Here is a 13,295-nt window from a genome sequence, read left to right on the forward strand (position 1 = left end):
CCCTATATATCCACACTGCTATTCTCAATCATCAACCGTTCATTGATTGGCGCCGGCAAAACGGAGGTTTCCATGCCTATCTGCAAGCATCTGATTCTCGCAAGCGGCCTGCTGCTGACGTCTACCGTCGGCATAGCAAGTCAGGCTTTTTCCTCTGAACAGGCGGATTTCAGGCTGGAAACCGTGGCACAGGGACTTGAGCACCCCTGGAGTCTCGCCTTTCTGCCGGATGGAACCAGCCTGGTTACCGAGCGGGCTGGACGGTTGAGAGTTATCCGCAATGGCCAACTGGTCGACACGCCGGTCGGCGGCCTCCCTGAGCTCGTTGTCTCCGGCCAGGGTGGTTTGCTGGATGTGGTCCTGCACCCCGACTTCAAAAACAATCAGACCCTGTTTCTGAGCTATGCCCACCGAAACCAGAAGGGTATGACCACCCGGGTTGCCCGGGCGGTTTTTGATGGAAACCAACTAACTGGCGTTGATGTGATTTTCGAGGCCCTGCCCCGCTCTGGCGCCAGCCGGCACTTTGCCGGGCGCATGGAATTTGATCGGGAAGGCAACCTGTACGTAGCTGTGGGTGACCGGGGCGAGATGGACCGCGCTCAGGATACCGAAGATGATGCCGGCGGCGTGCACCGGATTACCACGGACGGCCGACCGGCCCCCGGCAATCCGTTCCTTGATGACCGCAGGCGCAACGACACCTTTTTCACTTTCGGCAACCGGAACATCCAGGGTATGACCATCCACCCGGAGACCGGCGAGATCTGGAGCCATGAACACGGTCCCCGGGGTGGCGATGAGATCAATATCATCCGGGCGGGAACCAATTACGGCTGGCCCGAGATTACCTATGGCATTGATTACTCCGGCCTGCCCATCACCCTGGACACCAAAAAGGAAGGTATGGCTCAGCCTCTGCACTATTGGGATCCGTCCATCGCCCCCTCTGGCATAGCCTTCTATACCGGCGATCTGTTCCCGCAATGGCAAGGCGATCTTTTTGTGGGCGCACTCAAGATGCGTAAGCTGGTTCGTCTCGAACTCGAAGGCGGCAAAGTGTCCGGGGAAGAGGATCTTCTGACCGAACTGGGGGAGCGAATCCGCGATGTACGCATGGGCCCGGACGGGGCCCTCTGGCTGCTCACGGATTCGCCGCGGGGCAACGTCTACCGAATGGTTCCGGTTCAGTGAGGGTCGTTGGTTCGCTCGGTTTTGTCGAACTGTGGCAGCTCGTCGGTAATCTCGAACCAGTCGGACTTTGAGCCCACGAAAACGTGGTGGGCCGGCCCCCTGCCCAGGGGCTCGTTGATCCAACCGACCCGCAGGCGGAGAATCCCGGGAATGGCATCCACACGGCTATAGAGCTGACTGCCGCAGCGGCTGCAGAAGCCCCGGTACTTTCCGGGGCGAGATTCAAACTCGGTAATTTTGTCTTCGCCTGACATGAAACGGAACCGCACCTTCTGTACCGGCGCACTGGCCGAGAAAGCACTGCCATGGGCCCGCATGCACTGGCTGCAGTGGCACAGGGCAACTGGACCGAGAGTTCCATCGTATTCAAATCGGATGTCGCCACACAGGCAGTGGCCAGTATACATGGTCGGTCCCTCAGGGTTGCGGTTCAGAATAGTCGGGGATGATTGAGAGTAATCAAGCGCCGATGATACCCGGGAGCTACTTGAAGAACCAGAGTGCCGGCACCACCTTAAAAACACACGATTCGCAAAGGAGGACAGTATGTCATTCAGCGCACTTCCGAAAATCGGCATGGGAACTTTCCGGCTCAAGGGCAATGATGCCCGGGATGCCGTCAAGAGTGCCCTGTCCCTGGGCTACCGCCACATTGACACCGCCCAGATGTACGGAAACGAAGCGGAAGTTGGCGATGGCATCACCTCCAGCGGCATTCCGCGACGCGAGATTTTTGTCACTACCAAGATCTGGCATGACCAACTGCACGCGAGCGATCTGATCAACAGCCTGCACGACAGTCTCGCGCGTTTGAAAACCGACCATGTCGACCTGGCGCTTATTCACTGGCCATCACCCGGCGATGAAGTGCCCATGAAGGAATACCTTAGCGCCCTCAGGGATGCCCAGCGGGAAGGCCTGGCAGAACATATCGGCATTTCCAACTTCACCTGCGCCCAGATGGATGAGGCGAAAGAGATTCTGGGCGACACACCCATCTTCACCAACCAGGTCGAGGTCCACCCCTTCCTGGCCAATCGCAAGGTTGTGGAGCATGCGCAGAAGCTCGGCATAACCGTGACCGGCTATATGCCGCTGGCCGTGGGCAAGGTTATGGAAGACGAAACCCTGCAACGCATTGCCGGCGAACGAAACCTGACACCGGCTCAGGTCGCGATCGCCTGGGTTGCCTCTCGAGGCGTTGTGCCCATCCCCTCATCCACCCGCCCAGCTCATCAGAAGGCCAACCTTGACGCACTGGACATCCAGCTGAATGAAGATGAGATTCGCGCCATTGACGCGCTAGACCGCAACGAACGGATTGCTAACCCGGGCTTCGCCCCTGTCTGGGACTGAACCAGAACGCGACGCCGATGCCCATCAGCGTGGCCATTGGGAATAACAGCAACCACCAGGTTTGCAGCGCCCAGAATATGGCCGCGCTGAACAGGCTCCACAGCAGCGGCACTATCAGATAGAGTCCGCGCCAGAAGCCTGTCATCAAGGCGATGGCCAGGGCGCCAGCCGCTGCTGTCGTGCCCGGCGCCACACCGAAGAGCGCAATGGCCTGCCAGCTGCCGGCCTCCGCCACTGGCAACCAGGGTAATCCGCACACTGCCATCAACCAGCATAAAACCAACGGCCCGTTCCGCAGTCTCCGCTCATGGACACCGCCAAAGAGCGCTGCCGCCGCCAACAAACCACCCTGAGCCACAAACGCCCAGCCAAACCAGGCGGCTGGCCAGTTAATGGGCCCGAAGTAACCCACCAGAAACCCGTAACCACTGAATATCCAGGCCGCTGACACCAGCCCGAGAGCCAGGTGTCTGGACCTACCATCCTGCTTCGGAAGCATTGCCGGTACCGCAATGGCGGCCAGCACGGCCAGCAACTGCCAGGGCCAGATATCCTGATTGATCCTTACGAAAAGCCGCAGAAACGCCTGCGGCCCGAACATCACAAAGTCCTGCAGCGAGTAGCTCAGCCAATCGGCGCCACTCACAGGGACCTCACATAGTCCGTCATCCGCTGACGCTGCTCGGGATTCGGCAACACCCCATAGAGCGCTCCCATGTTTTCCTTCATGTGTTCTACTTTGGTTGTTGCCGGAATCGCACAGGTCACCGCCGGGTGAGAAATAACGTACTTGAGGAAAAACTCTGCCCAATTAGCAACGCCAGCCTCACCGACCCAGCCCGGCAGCGGCTCCGACTGAATGCGCCGAAACAGCGAACCTCCCTGGAATGGTCGGTTCACAATCACCGCAACCCCCCGCTCCCGGGCCAGGGGCAACAGTCGATCCTCGACGTCACGGTCCAGCACGTTATAAGTCAGCTGCACAAAATCCAGCGGTTCGCTCTCCATAATCTGCTCAAATTCACGGTGTCTGCGACCGTGGGACGTGGTAATCCCGATATACCGAACCTCCCCATTCGCCTTCATCGCCTTCAGTGTCTCAAGATGTCCCTGCCAACCCAGCAGGTTATGGATCTGAAGCAGATCAAACCGCTCAACGCCCCAGCGCCGGCGAGACTGCTCCGCCTGCTCCCGGGTCTCCGACTCATCCCCGGTCCAGATCTTGGTCGCCGCAAACACCTTGTTATGGGCATCAAGAGCCTCAAGCGCCTCGCCAACCACATCCGACGCTGAACCATACATCGGCGAGCCATCCACCACGGTTCCCCCCAGCTCGAAAAACGTCCTCAGAACCTCGGTGCGCTGCTCAATCAACTTTGCATCGCCGCCCACATTGAAAGTAATCCAGGTTCCCATCCCGATCGCCGGAATGGCTTCGCCCGTGCCGGGAATCCGGCGCGTGATGGGTAAGGAGGAGGGATTGGCGGTACTGCCTGCAAACAACCGAGGTGCTGTTAGTGCCAGCCCCAACACCCCGGAACTGACAAGAAATCGTCTACGACTCACATAGTTCGCCATATTTGCTGCCCCACTGTCATAAATTTCAGTGTGAATAGCACGAGGCCGAAAAGCGCGGGTGGGTCATCCCTTTGACAGACCGTGGAGGGCCAGGGACGGCCCGACCGAGCCTACATGGAAGTATTTACGGCGTGTCTGGCAAAGGGATGACCCACCCGCGCGGCTACTCCAAGGCTGACAGTCTTACGGTCAAGTCAGTTCCCGTAATGACTATCGAGATATTTCAGAATGAGGGAAGACTCGAAGAGTCCCTCGCCGGTATTGGGATCCTCCAGATAAGGCACCTGAACCCGCTTGTGCGCCTGAAAAAACGTATCCCGCTTGCCACCGGGGATCGGCGTATAAGGCCCGGGCTTGATCCGTTGCTTCGCCGGCCCGATCTCCGACCAGTGCTCCTTGGCCAAATTATGCAGCGTGTACGGAATCTCCAGCTCACACAGCCGCTCCCGCACCAAACGGGAAAACGGGCTGCCCTCAAAACTCCACAGGTGCAAAGGCTGGTCCGGCCGCTGCCCGGGGCTGACTCTCAGCCCCCTCATGGCACTGACCACCGAGGCTACCGAACCCAGAACCGGCTGCCAGACCCGGCCACGGTAATATTTGGGCACCGACCGCCCGGCATACTGGCGGAATAGATACTCAATAATTTCCTCGGACTCATACATCATTGTCCCCGTGTTCTGGTCCGCCAGTAACGGGAACTGCTGCTTGCCACCCAGAGCCTCCGCCTGCGCCCGAAACACCGAACCGCCTTTCGGACAGGGGCGGATTTCAACATCCAGATTCAGGGCAGTCAGGGCTTCACGCACCCGGCGGCAATAGGGACAGCCCTCCATATCGTAGAGCACAATCGGCTTTTCCGGCTGAGGTACCTTTTTCACCATCAGACAGCCGCGCCACGCCGTCAACGACGAAGTGGTGACCGAACCCAGCACGTGAGCGTTATGAGACAGCAAATTCGACATAAACAAACCTTCTGTTGGAGACCACGCCATTATCACGCAATCTGAGGATTTTCCATTGGCTCCCGGGTGGCCCGCCTGACATTGTTAATTTTTGTCCACCTAACCCCATGATTCACAAGCGCACTTACATCTAGTCACAAAAATTCAATACAAACAACGACACTACTGCCATTTTTTAACGTCATGTAGAGCTTCTCTGCATAGTACAACCGACCAGGATGGGCTATTGTCTATTCATAAGAACTCATTGGACTGCGACGATGGTAATTTCGGGAATGCGACTCTCTGGCAGAGAAGAAAAAATGTGGCCTGAATTCAGACGTTCCGCGCTGGCATCACTGGCTGCTTGTGCCCTGATGGCATCTCCTCTCGCTGCAACCGCCGAGACCGAAGGAAAGGGGTTCCCCGGGAACCCGCTATGGAGCAATCAACTCAGAGATTACGCTCAGGAATCGCTCCACAACGAGAACGCCATGAGCATGGCCGCCATCCCCCTGAATGGCCCCGGCATTAACCAGTATATCAATGCCGATACGCTCATGAGTCCCGGTTCCATCATGAAGCTGGTTACAACCTTTGCGGCGCTGGAAGTCCTCGGTCCCAACCATCGCTGGGACACCGATTTTCTGACCGACGGGGCCATGATCGGCGATACCCTGACAGGCAATCTCTATGTCCGCTTCGGCGGCGACCCCAAGCTCACCATTGAGCGCCTCTGGACGACCCTGAGGGATTTGCGGAGCATGGGCATTACCAGAATCGAAGGGAACCTGGTACTGGATGGCAGCTATTTTGAAGTGGATGGTGGTTTCCCGAGCTTCGAAGACAACGGTGACAATCCCCATGCCCCCTTCCTCGTTGAGCCTTCCGCTTACCTGACCAACCTGAATCTGGTGCACCTTCAGGTGCGAGCAGATGAACGGGGCACCCAGGCCTGGAGTACCCCGTCCCTGGGCGAGATAGTGATCGACAACCGCGTCGTTGCAACGGCGGAAGGACCATGCCCCTCCCGTCGCAGTTTTGAGTGGCAGCCTATTTTTCATGATGACCAGCGGGTCACGGTGCGGGTAACCGGCGAATTGCCCCAGGGCTGCCGCACCACGACATACATGTCCCTGTTACCCCATGAACAGTACACTGCATCGTTAATCCGCTCACTTCTGACAGACATGGGCGTGGATATTTCCGGCAACGACCTCAATGGCGTTACCCCGGATGATGCGAGGCTGGTCATGAAAACCACGTCGCCGGATCTGGTGTCCATGGTACGAGACATCAATAAATGGAGCAGCAACGTCATGGCCCGACAGCTGTTGCTCACCATTGGTGCCGAAAACCGACTGGAAAACGAAAACGATGATCGGGTAGCCGGCATTCGGGTGATCTATGAATGGCTGGAAGACAAAGGCATCAACACCGCCGGCATGGTGATCGATAACGGCGCCGGGCTTACCCGCCATGGCAGGATTTCTGCCCGTCAGGGCACACAGATATTGCAGCACGCCTGGAATAGCGCCTACTCGGCAGACCTGATGGCCTCAATGCCCATCATCGCCATGGACGGAACCATGGCCCGCCGCCTCCGCAATACCGGTATGGATGGCGAAGGCCGCATCAAAACCGGCTACCTGGAGAATGTAAGATCGATCGCCGGCTTTACTCGCGATGCTAACAATACAACCTGGGCGGTGGTGGGAATGGTCAATAACGATCCTGCGTGGAATGGCCAGGCAGTCCTGGACCGGATTCTGTATTCACTGCATTTCAGGCCTCCGACAGGCACAGCGATTTCGCAGGCCCAATCCGGTTCTTCCGAGACGTCGATTCAATGAAAAAGCCCCGGCATAACCGGGGCGTTCACCAACATTGAGAGCCTCTAACTTACTGCACCGAAACGAAGTCATCCAGTAACGTCAGTCCAGCAATGTTGCCCACTTCACCCGGAACTGCCAGTCGCGCAACGACGGTGTATATACCGCCGGCAGTCAAGGTGATGTTGCCGGTTTTCAACAATTCACTGCCGTCAGTTGTTGTAATAAAGACCACATACTCCCCTTCCGAAACCTGTAAGTATCCGGACGACTCACCGAATTCGAAGTCATCCAGCGCCGGCGCACTATTATTAATCTGAGTCGCACCCGGACCACCCTCGGCAGTCGGCAGGAGATAGACATCCACCACCTGAGCCTCAAATGCGCCGTGGATCACGCGGAGCTTTGCTGCCGTTGCAACCCTTCGGTTGTCGTCTGGGAAAGCAAGTGCCTGCAAACTGCTATCAGCCACAGTCCCGGCAGCCACTACCGTCAAAATATCGCCCAGGGCCAGATCCAGTGTCGCGTCAATAGCCGCTTCAGTTCCATTTGCAACAGTAACAACGATTTGATTCTCACCGGTATCGAGACCTACATAACCGCCAGTGACAGGATCGGCAGGGACAGTCTGGGTGAATTCCAGATCCTGGACCGCAGCAGGATCGACACCGGGCGCGCCATTCACGTATAAGTCGACAAGGCCCGCATCCCCAGAGTTGTGAACAGCCCGGATACCGGCACCTGTTCCGGCATCAAGAACCTCTGTGACCTGAGCTCCACTGAGAACCAAAAGACTCACAGGCGAGTTGCCGTAAACGGTATTGTCGACGGCTGCCACCAGAAGATCCGCTCCCGCAGGAAGGGCAATCTGACCACTGTCATACACAACAGTCTCCGACCCGGTGGGTGTAACCCGTATTTGATAGTTGTCAGCTGCCGGAACTTCCAGTGGCCCGACACTCTCCTTGAAGGAGAAGCTGAAGGTGGCCTCGGCAGGCAGAGGATCGCCAAATGCGGTGACGTAAACATCTACCGGACCATCGGCGGCAGCTTCCGCCCCGGGGGATAGGTGGGCAACTCTGAGACGCGCACTGTTCGCGTCATCCCGGGCGCCATCGTCGGTCAATATCAGAGGCTCAATCGTTGAGTCGCCAACCTTGCCAACCGCAATCACGTCATACTTGGTATCGAAGCGAAGAGACACGCCATCCGCTTCGATTACCGTGGCGGTTCCGCCGCCTGGCAACAGTCCGTCGACAGCAATTGACGCAACACCGGCATCGGGTTTGAGCACGGCCGCCTGCTTGTAGTCCGCGCCTGAGACGACAATGTCCCCATTCAGGCGAACATTCACCGCTGGTGCGTCAGAAGAGGCGTGCACAATTCGAACATCGGTGCTCGGCGAAGAATCCGATCCGTCGAAACATCCCGCGAGCAAGACGCTGCCCGCCACAACCATTGGTAGAGCAAAGTTCGTTTTCATTGTTTCCGTTCCCCACTTGCAGAGGTTGATTACCAGGGTTGAGTGGTTCGAACCTGCACAAATTCAGTCCTTGAATTATGCGTCATTGCAATTTACGAGGTGACAGAAAAATCGGATTTACAATATTTGACAATTCAGTTGGCAGATGTACTTTCTTTATCAAGCCGGCGGATGGTGAATGCAGTCATCTTTCCCGCCAGCGGCGCAATAAAGGTTACCAATGGGAAAGCAACCGCCCAGGCAACCACAAAAGCCGCCATCCACCGATAAATAAATCCGCCGGCCAGACCTGTGTTAATGAAGGTGATCACACCGGACATCAGCAGGGACATAATGCCGGACATGTAAAAGCCGAATATCAGCTGGCGTATACGTGAAAGCTTTATTCTGCTCATGGCCTCTCCTGGTGGGCTGATCGGTGCCGGGGTGATTGCATCTGAATGCTTTCAGATATCGTAAAATGACGTAACACCGCGCCTGAATGATAATGAGCTTGCAATCTTTTTTCGATACGCCTTTTTGCCAAGTTGGGTGAGATATGGATTTCTACGGTCGCAATCCTGTTAATGCTTTCACGATGGTCGCTCTATTGCTGGCACTGGCCGTGGCCTTGGCAGGTTGTAGCTCCACCAAGACGGCCTATCGTTACGCCGACTGGGGCATTGTCTGGTGGGTGGAAGATTATATTTCCCTCACTGACGCACAAAAGCAACAACTCAACGCCGATATCGACAACCTCCGGCAATGGCATTGCAGCGCCGAGCTTCCCCGCTACCAGGCCTGGCTTGAAGAGCTTGAATCCGACGTGAAGAATGGCCCGCTTGACCGTGCAACGGTGGCTTACCACCAGGAGCAGCTGTTTGCTTTCTTTCCGGGCCTGCTCGAACAGGCCACCCCCGTTGCCGTCAACCTGCTTTCCAGTCTGAGCGACAAGCAGGTGCAGGAGTTGGCGGAAAACATGGAACGGAATCAGCGTGAAATGGAGGAAAAATTCCTGGCCGATTCCCCGAAAGCAACAGCGGAAGCTCGGGCTGACCGGACAGCGGCGAGGGTGGAACGCTGGCTGGGCAATCTCAGTGATGAACAACGTCAGACGGTTCGTAAATGGTCCGCTAATCGCGGAGCACAAACCGAGATCTGGCTTCAGGGCCGCAGAAACTGGCAACTGGCGCTGCTGGAAGTGCTCGAGCGAAGGAACGGGCCGTCATTCCCCGGGGAACTGGAAAACCTGATCATGAATTCCGAAAAGATCCGGGGAGAAGCCTATGAAGCCATGATGGCTGAAAGCCGTATCGCCATGGCTTCGCTGATGCACGATCTGATCAAGGCAGGCGATGCGTCCACCCTGGTGCACTTGCAGAATCGGGCAGCGGAACTCAACAACGACTTCGGGGCCCTGGTCTGCGCACCTGCCTGACGTAAGGTCGGTAAAGCCGAGGTCAGATGAAATTTTCATCTGATCCAAGTTCGGCGGTGCTACCGTCAGATTGTCAGGTAACCTCCGTCCGCATTGATGCATGCGCCGGTAGTGTAGCTGGAGGCATCGGAAACCAGATACAGCACCGTACCCGCCATTTCACTCGGATCCGCCACCCGTTTCATCGGAATGTGAGCCATGGCCTGCTTCTTGATCGCTTCATTGGTGGTCAGTGCGCTGGCGAACTTGGTGTCGGTCAGACCTGGCAACAGCGCATTCACACGAATCTTTTGTTGCCCCAGTTCCATGGCAAAGGATTTGGTCATGGAAATCACGGCTGCCTTGGTCACCGAATAGATGCCCTGGAAGTGCCCCGGGTTCACACCATTGACGGACGCCACGTTGACGATGGAGCCTCCACCCACTTTTTTCATCATCTGGGCGCCGCGGGCACACATGAAGAAATAGCCCCGGATATTCACGTCCACGGTCTTGTTGAAGGCGCCCAGGTCAGTGTCCTCCACCGGCCCAAAATAGGGGTTGGCTGCGGCGTTGTTCACGAGAATGTCCAGCTTGCCATGGGTTTGTTCAATATAAGCCCAGATACTTTCGATCTGATCCATTTCCCCGATATGGCAGGCATAGGCTTCGGCACTACCACCCGCGTCACGGATGCTGCTGGCCACTGCCTCGCAGCCGTCAATCTTACGACTGCTGACGATCACATGGGCACCGTAATCCGCCAGGGTGCGGGCAATGTTCTCGCCGATGCCACGGCTGGCGCCGGTAATCAGGGCAACCCTGCCAGTCAGATCAAACAGGTTTTTGCTGCTCATTCGTTCACCTCAATGCGTTATCGGAATGTCACCAGGGCGGGATCATCCGCTTCCAGGTGGCTGTAGTTGTTGAAGACGGCCAGACTGCGGCGGGGCCCGGAGTGAAGAACGCGAGACACGCTGGTGTTAGCAATCACGTTGTTCATCTCCAGCGCTTTTTTGTCACTCAGCTCAAGCAGGTGCTGGGCGATAACCGCGATGGGACCGCCGGAGGTGGACACCAGCGTGTCGCCGCCATCGGTGTATTCGATCAGTTCATCCAGTGCCGTAATCACCCGCGAACGAAACTCCGGCCAGGTTTCGGAGTAGTCGCTATCGAATTCACCACTGACCCAGCGGGCCATGGCTTTCTCAAACGCCTGCTGGAACGCCCGTGCCGGTTTCGGGAAGGACGCCAGATCCGATGCCATGCGCTGCCGGTCTGCCCATTCCGGCCGCAAGCGCTCGACCACCTGCATGTGATCAAACTCATTTAGCCCATCGACCGCCTGCATATCGGGTAGCGCGTCACCGAAACCACTGGTGATGGCTTCAACGGTTTCGCGGTGGCGCTCCATGTTGCCGCCGAACACCGCATTGGGCTGGACCTTGCCCGCCAGCCATCGACCCAGCACCCGGCCCTGCTCCCACCCGCGGGGCGAAAGCTGGTCGTAGTTGTCTTTACCGAAACTGGCCTGGCCATGGCGAACCAGATAAATCGTTGCCATTACAGTGAGCTCTCCGAAATCAGACGCTGGCACCGCTTCTCGAGGTAATTGGCAGCATGGCCAAAGGCGGCGAATCGCTTGTCCTTGGTCTGGCCATGAAAGAAGCGATAATAGATCTGCTGGATGATCACCGCCAGACGGAACAGGCCGTAGATTTCATAGAAATCGAAGTTATCGGCTTTGAAGCCCGATTTCTGCATGTAGTAATCGACCACCTCCCTGCGGGTCAGCATCCCCGGGCGATGTGTGGGCTGCCGGCGCAACATCTGAAATGGGCCTTCGTCATCTGCTTCAATCCAATAGGCCAGACTGTTACCCAGGTCCATCAGCGGGTCACCGATGGTGGCCATTTCCCAGTCGAGCACACCGATGACTTCAAATGGGTTGTCCGGATTGAGCACCACGTTGTCGAAGCGGAAATCGTTATGGATCACCACCTGGGCGATGTCCTCCGGCATCTTGTCGTTGAGCCAGTTCATCACCGTTTCGAAATCTCCAACATCCTCGGTGCGTGCCTTGCGGAAGCGATCACTCCAGCCCCCGATCTGTCGCTGCACGTAACCGGCGCCCTTGCCCAGCTTGTCCAGGCCCGCCGACTTGGCGTCCACTGTGTGCAGGTCCACCAGCTTGTCGATCACGCTCAGGCAAAGCTTGCGGGTATCCGCCTCGCTGAGTTCAAAGTCCTTCGGAAAATCCTGGCGCAGGATGATGCCTTTCAGGCGTTCCATCACATAGAAATCACAGCCCAGAACGTCGTGATCGTCGCAGATGGCGATGATGTTGGGCACATAGGGATAGATCGGCTTCAATGCCCGCATCACCCTGGCCTCGCGAAGCATGTCGTGGGCCGACTTGGCAATTTTGCCGAACGGCGGCCGGCGCAGGACAAAAGACCGGTCGCCATAGTCCACCTGATAGGTCAGGTTAGAGGCGCCACCAGGATACTGGCGAATCTCCGGCGCCCCCTGCAGATCCGGAATGGCCTGCCTCATGAACCGGTCTACTGCGCCAGTATCCAGTTCCTCGCCTTCGCGGATGTCCACGGCCTCGTCGATCTGGGTCATTCAGGACTCTCCTCTTAAATCTTCTTTACAGAGCAGCAGCGGCCGAATCAGGCCTTGCTGCCGCCCATCTTGCTCATCCAGCGCTTGCTTTCCTGATGCATCAGCCAGTCAAAAGCCTTGGGCGCATGGCGCTTCAACATCCACATGCGACGTTCCTTGGCGTGGGGCAGCACCCAGAAATTCTTCTCTTTCACCGAACGGAAAACATCCTGGGCGACATCTTCAGCCGTTACCGTGGACCGTTTCATCAGTTTGTTCACATTCTGCTGGATACCGGGAATATCCGAACGCATGCTGCTGGTCAGGTTGGTCTGGAAAAACGCCGGGCACACACAGCTCACATGAATACCGTCATCCCGCAGCTCCTGGCTCAGGGTCTCGGACAGGGCAATAACTCCGGCCTTGGTGACATTGTAGCTGTCCATCAACGGCGCCAGCATCAACCCGGCCATGGAGGCCACATTCACAAATGCACCAGAACCCTGCGCCTTGAACTGCGGCGTGAATGCCTTGCAGCCACGAACCACGCCCAACACGTTGATATCCAGAATCCATTCCCAATCGGCCATGGTGGTGTCTTCTATGGAGCCCGCAGAGGCGACGCCGGCGTTGTTCACCACCACATCAACCCCACCCCACTTCTTGACCAGGTCATCCCGGACTTTCTCGAAATCGGTCAGCCTGCGGACGTCACACTCCACGAAATAGCCTTCGCCGCCCGCAGCATTGATTTCTTTCTCAACACCAATGCCCTGCTCCGGGTTAATGTCGCCAATGCAGACTTTGGCGCCTTCTTTGGCATAACGCAGTGCTATGGCGCGGCCAAGTCCGCTCGCGCCTCCGGTTATGAACACTCTCTGAGTCATCAATGCTTCCCCGCTGTT

The 13,295-nt window shown here is 57.1% G+C and carries 14 protein-coding genes; 4 read left to right on the forward strand and 10 right to left on the reverse strand.

Annotated elements, in window-relative coordinates:
- The first annotated feature begins 72 nt into the window (after positions 1-72).
- A complete protein-coding gene (locus ACN0XM_RS05110; RefSeq protein ID WP_417565839.1) occupies positions 73-1,194 on the forward strand; it encodes a PQQ-dependent sugar dehydrogenase in 1,122 nt (373 codons plus the stop codon).
- Here the strand turns inward: ACN0XM_RS05110 and ACN0XM_RS05115 are convergent.
- Complete coding sequence (locus ACN0XM_RS05115; protein ID WP_417565840.1) at positions 1,188-1,601, reverse strand: GFA family protein; 414 nt, start codon at positions 1,599-1,601, stop codon at positions 1,188-1,190. The two genes, ACN0XM_RS05110 and ACN0XM_RS05115, sit on opposite strands and share 7 nt — an antisense overlap.
- A gap of 139 nt (positions 1,602-1,740) precedes the next feature.
- Here ACN0XM_RS05115 and dkgB point away from each other — a divergent pair, with 139 nt between their 5' ends.
- Positions 1,741-2,550 (forward strand): 2,5-didehydrogluconate reductase DkgB, encoded by an 810-nt coding sequence (gene dkgB, locus ACN0XM_RS05120; RefSeq protein ID WP_417565841.1) that lies wholly within the window; start codon positions 1,741-1,743, stop codon positions 2,548-2,550.
- Here dkgB and ACN0XM_RS05125 read toward each other — a convergent pair.
- The 3 genes from ACN0XM_RS05125 to ACN0XM_RS05135 form a co-directional block, all read right to left on the reverse strand.
- Complete coding sequence (locus ACN0XM_RS05125; protein ID WP_417565842.1) at positions 2,519-3,196, reverse strand: DUF6064 family protein; 678 nt, start codon at positions 3,194-3,196, stop codon at positions 2,519-2,521. The genes dkgB and ACN0XM_RS05125 overlap by 32 nt on opposite strands.
- Positions 3,193-4,128, reverse strand: coding sequence for an aldo/keto reductase (locus ACN0XM_RS05130; RefSeq protein WP_417565844.1), 936 nt, complete (start codon positions 4,126-4,128; stop codon positions 3,193-3,195). Before ACN0XM_RS05130 ends, ACN0XM_RS05125 begins: the two co-directional genes overlap by 4 nt.
- Positions 4,129-4,322: 194 nt before the next feature.
- Positions 4,323-5,093 carry a glutathione S-transferase N-terminal domain-containing protein gene (locus tag ACN0XM_RS05135; protein WP_417565845.1) on the reverse strand — a complete coding sequence of 257 codons (771 nt, stop codon included), beginning with the start codon at positions 5,091-5,093 and terminating at the stop codon, positions 4,323-4,325.
- A 356-nt stretch (positions 5,094-5,449) separates the two neighbouring features.
- Between ACN0XM_RS05135 and dacB the strand changes: the two genes are divergently transcribed.
- A complete protein-coding gene (gene dacB, locus ACN0XM_RS05140) occupies positions 5,450-6,925 on the forward strand; it encodes a D-alanyl-D-alanine carboxypeptidase/D-alanyl-D-alanine-endopeptidase (protein WP_417565846.1) in 1,476 nt (491 codons plus the stop codon).
- A gap of 49 nt (positions 6,926-6,974) precedes the next feature.
- On the opposite strand, the gene ACN0XM_RS05145 is transcribed toward dacB, so the two are convergent.
- Both ACN0XM_RS05145 and ACN0XM_RS05150 read right to left on the reverse strand, forming a co-directional pair.
- Positions 6,975-8,387, reverse strand: a complete 1,413-nt coding sequence (locus ACN0XM_RS05145) for a DUF4397 domain-containing protein (protein WP_417565847.1) — start codon at positions 8,385-8,387, stop codon at positions 6,975-6,977.
- A gap of 134 nt (positions 8,388-8,521) precedes the next feature.
- A complete protein-coding gene (locus ACN0XM_RS05150; RefSeq protein ID WP_417565848.1) occupies positions 8,522-8,782 on the reverse strand; it encodes a DUF2798 domain-containing protein in 261 nt (86 codons plus the stop codon).
- A 143-nt stretch (positions 8,783-8,925) separates the two neighbouring features.
- Here ACN0XM_RS05150 and ACN0XM_RS05155 point away from each other — a divergent pair, with 143 nt between their 5' ends.
- Positions 8,926-9,804 (forward strand): DUF6279 family lipoprotein, encoded by an 879-nt coding sequence (locus tag ACN0XM_RS05155; RefSeq protein WP_417565849.1) that lies wholly within the window; start codon positions 8,926-8,928, stop codon positions 9,802-9,804.
- A 65-nt stretch (positions 9,805-9,869) separates the two neighbouring features.
- Here the strand turns inward: ACN0XM_RS05155 and ACN0XM_RS05160 are convergent, their stop codons facing one another.
- Genes ACN0XM_RS05160 through ACN0XM_RS05175 form a run of 4 tightly spaced genes read right to left on the reverse strand, consistent with a single transcriptional unit; the run spans position 9,870 to position 13,277 of the window.
- Positions 9,870-10,640, reverse strand: a complete 771-nt coding sequence (locus ACN0XM_RS05160; RefSeq protein WP_417565850.1) for an SDR family oxidoreductase — start codon at positions 10,638-10,640, stop codon at positions 9,870-9,872.
- A gap of 17 nt (positions 10,641-10,657) precedes the next feature.
- The gene (locus ACN0XM_RS05165) at positions 10,658-11,347 is read right to left on the reverse strand and encodes a histidine phosphatase family protein (RefSeq protein ID WP_417565851.1); all 690 of its coding nucleotides are present in this window, start codon (positions 11,345-11,347) and stop codon (positions 10,658-10,660) included.
- Complete coding sequence (locus tag ACN0XM_RS05170; protein WP_417565852.1) at positions 11,347-12,411, reverse strand: phosphotransferase family protein; 1,065 nt, start codon at positions 12,409-12,411, stop codon at positions 11,347-11,349. The genes ACN0XM_RS05165 and ACN0XM_RS05170 overlap by 1 nt, the downstream gene beginning before the upstream one ends.
- Positions 12,412-12,458: 47 nt before the next feature.
- Positions 12,459-13,277: an SDR family oxidoreductase gene (locus tag ACN0XM_RS05175; RefSeq protein ID WP_417565853.1), complete on the reverse strand. Its 819-nt coding sequence runs from the start codon at positions 13,275-13,277 to the stop codon at positions 12,459-12,461.
- Between the last annotated feature and the right edge of the window lie 18 nt (positions 13,278-13,295).

Origin of the sequence: Marinobacter sp., from assembly GCF_048269445.1 — a bacterium.
GTDB lineage: Bacteria > Pseudomonadota > Gammaproteobacteria > Pseudomonadales > Oleiphilaceae > Marinobacter.

Coding starts and splice junctions, on each gene's coding strand:
- ACN0XM_RS05160 (WP_417565850.1), bottom strand. CDS start 10,640: ATGAGCAGCAAAAACCTGTTTGATCTGACTGGCAGGGTTGCCCTGATT.
- ACN0XM_RS05115 (WP_417565840.1), bottom strand. CDS start 1,601: ATGTATACTGGCCACTGCCTGTGTGGCGACATCCGATTTGAATACGAT.
- ACN0XM_RS05155 (WP_417565849.1), top strand. CDS start 8,926: ATGGATTTCTACGGTCGCAATCCTGTTAATGCTTTCACGATGGTCGCT.
- ACN0XM_RS05165 (WP_417565851.1), bottom strand. CDS start 11,347: ATGGCAACGATTTATCTGGTTCGCCATGGCCAGGCCAGTTTCGGTAAA.
- ACN0XM_RS05170 (WP_417565852.1), bottom strand. CDS start 12,411: ATGACCCAGATCGACGAGGCCGTGGACATCCGCGAAGGCGAGGAACTG.
- dacB (WP_417565846.1), top strand. CDS start 5,450: ATGGCATCTCCTCTCGCTGCAACCGCCGAGACCGAAGGAAAGGGGTTC.
- ACN0XM_RS05175 (WP_417565853.1), bottom strand. CDS start 13,277: ATGACTCAGAGAGTGTTCATAACCGGAGGCGCGAGCGGACTTGGCCGC.
- ACN0XM_RS05110 (WP_417565839.1), top strand. CDS start 73: ATGCCTATCTGCAAGCATCTGATTCTCGCAAGCGGCCTGCTGCTGACG.
- ACN0XM_RS05150 (WP_417565848.1), bottom strand. CDS start 8,782: ATGAGCAGAATAAAGCTTTCACGTATACGCCAGCTGATATTCGGCTTT.
- ACN0XM_RS05145 (WP_417565847.1), bottom strand. CDS start 8,387: ATGAAAACGAACTTTGCTCTACCAATGGTTGTGGCGGGCAGCGTCTTG.
- dkgB (WP_417565841.1), top strand. CDS start 1,741: ATGTCATTCAGCGCACTTCCGAAAATCGGCATGGGAACTTTCCGGCTC.
- ACN0XM_RS05135 (WP_417565845.1), bottom strand. CDS start 5,093: ATGTCGAATTTGCTGTCTCATAACGCTCACGTGCTGGGTTCGGTCACC.
- ACN0XM_RS05130 (WP_417565844.1), bottom strand. CDS start 4,128: ATGGCGAACTATGTGAGTCGTAGACGATTTCTTGTCAGTTCCGGGGTG.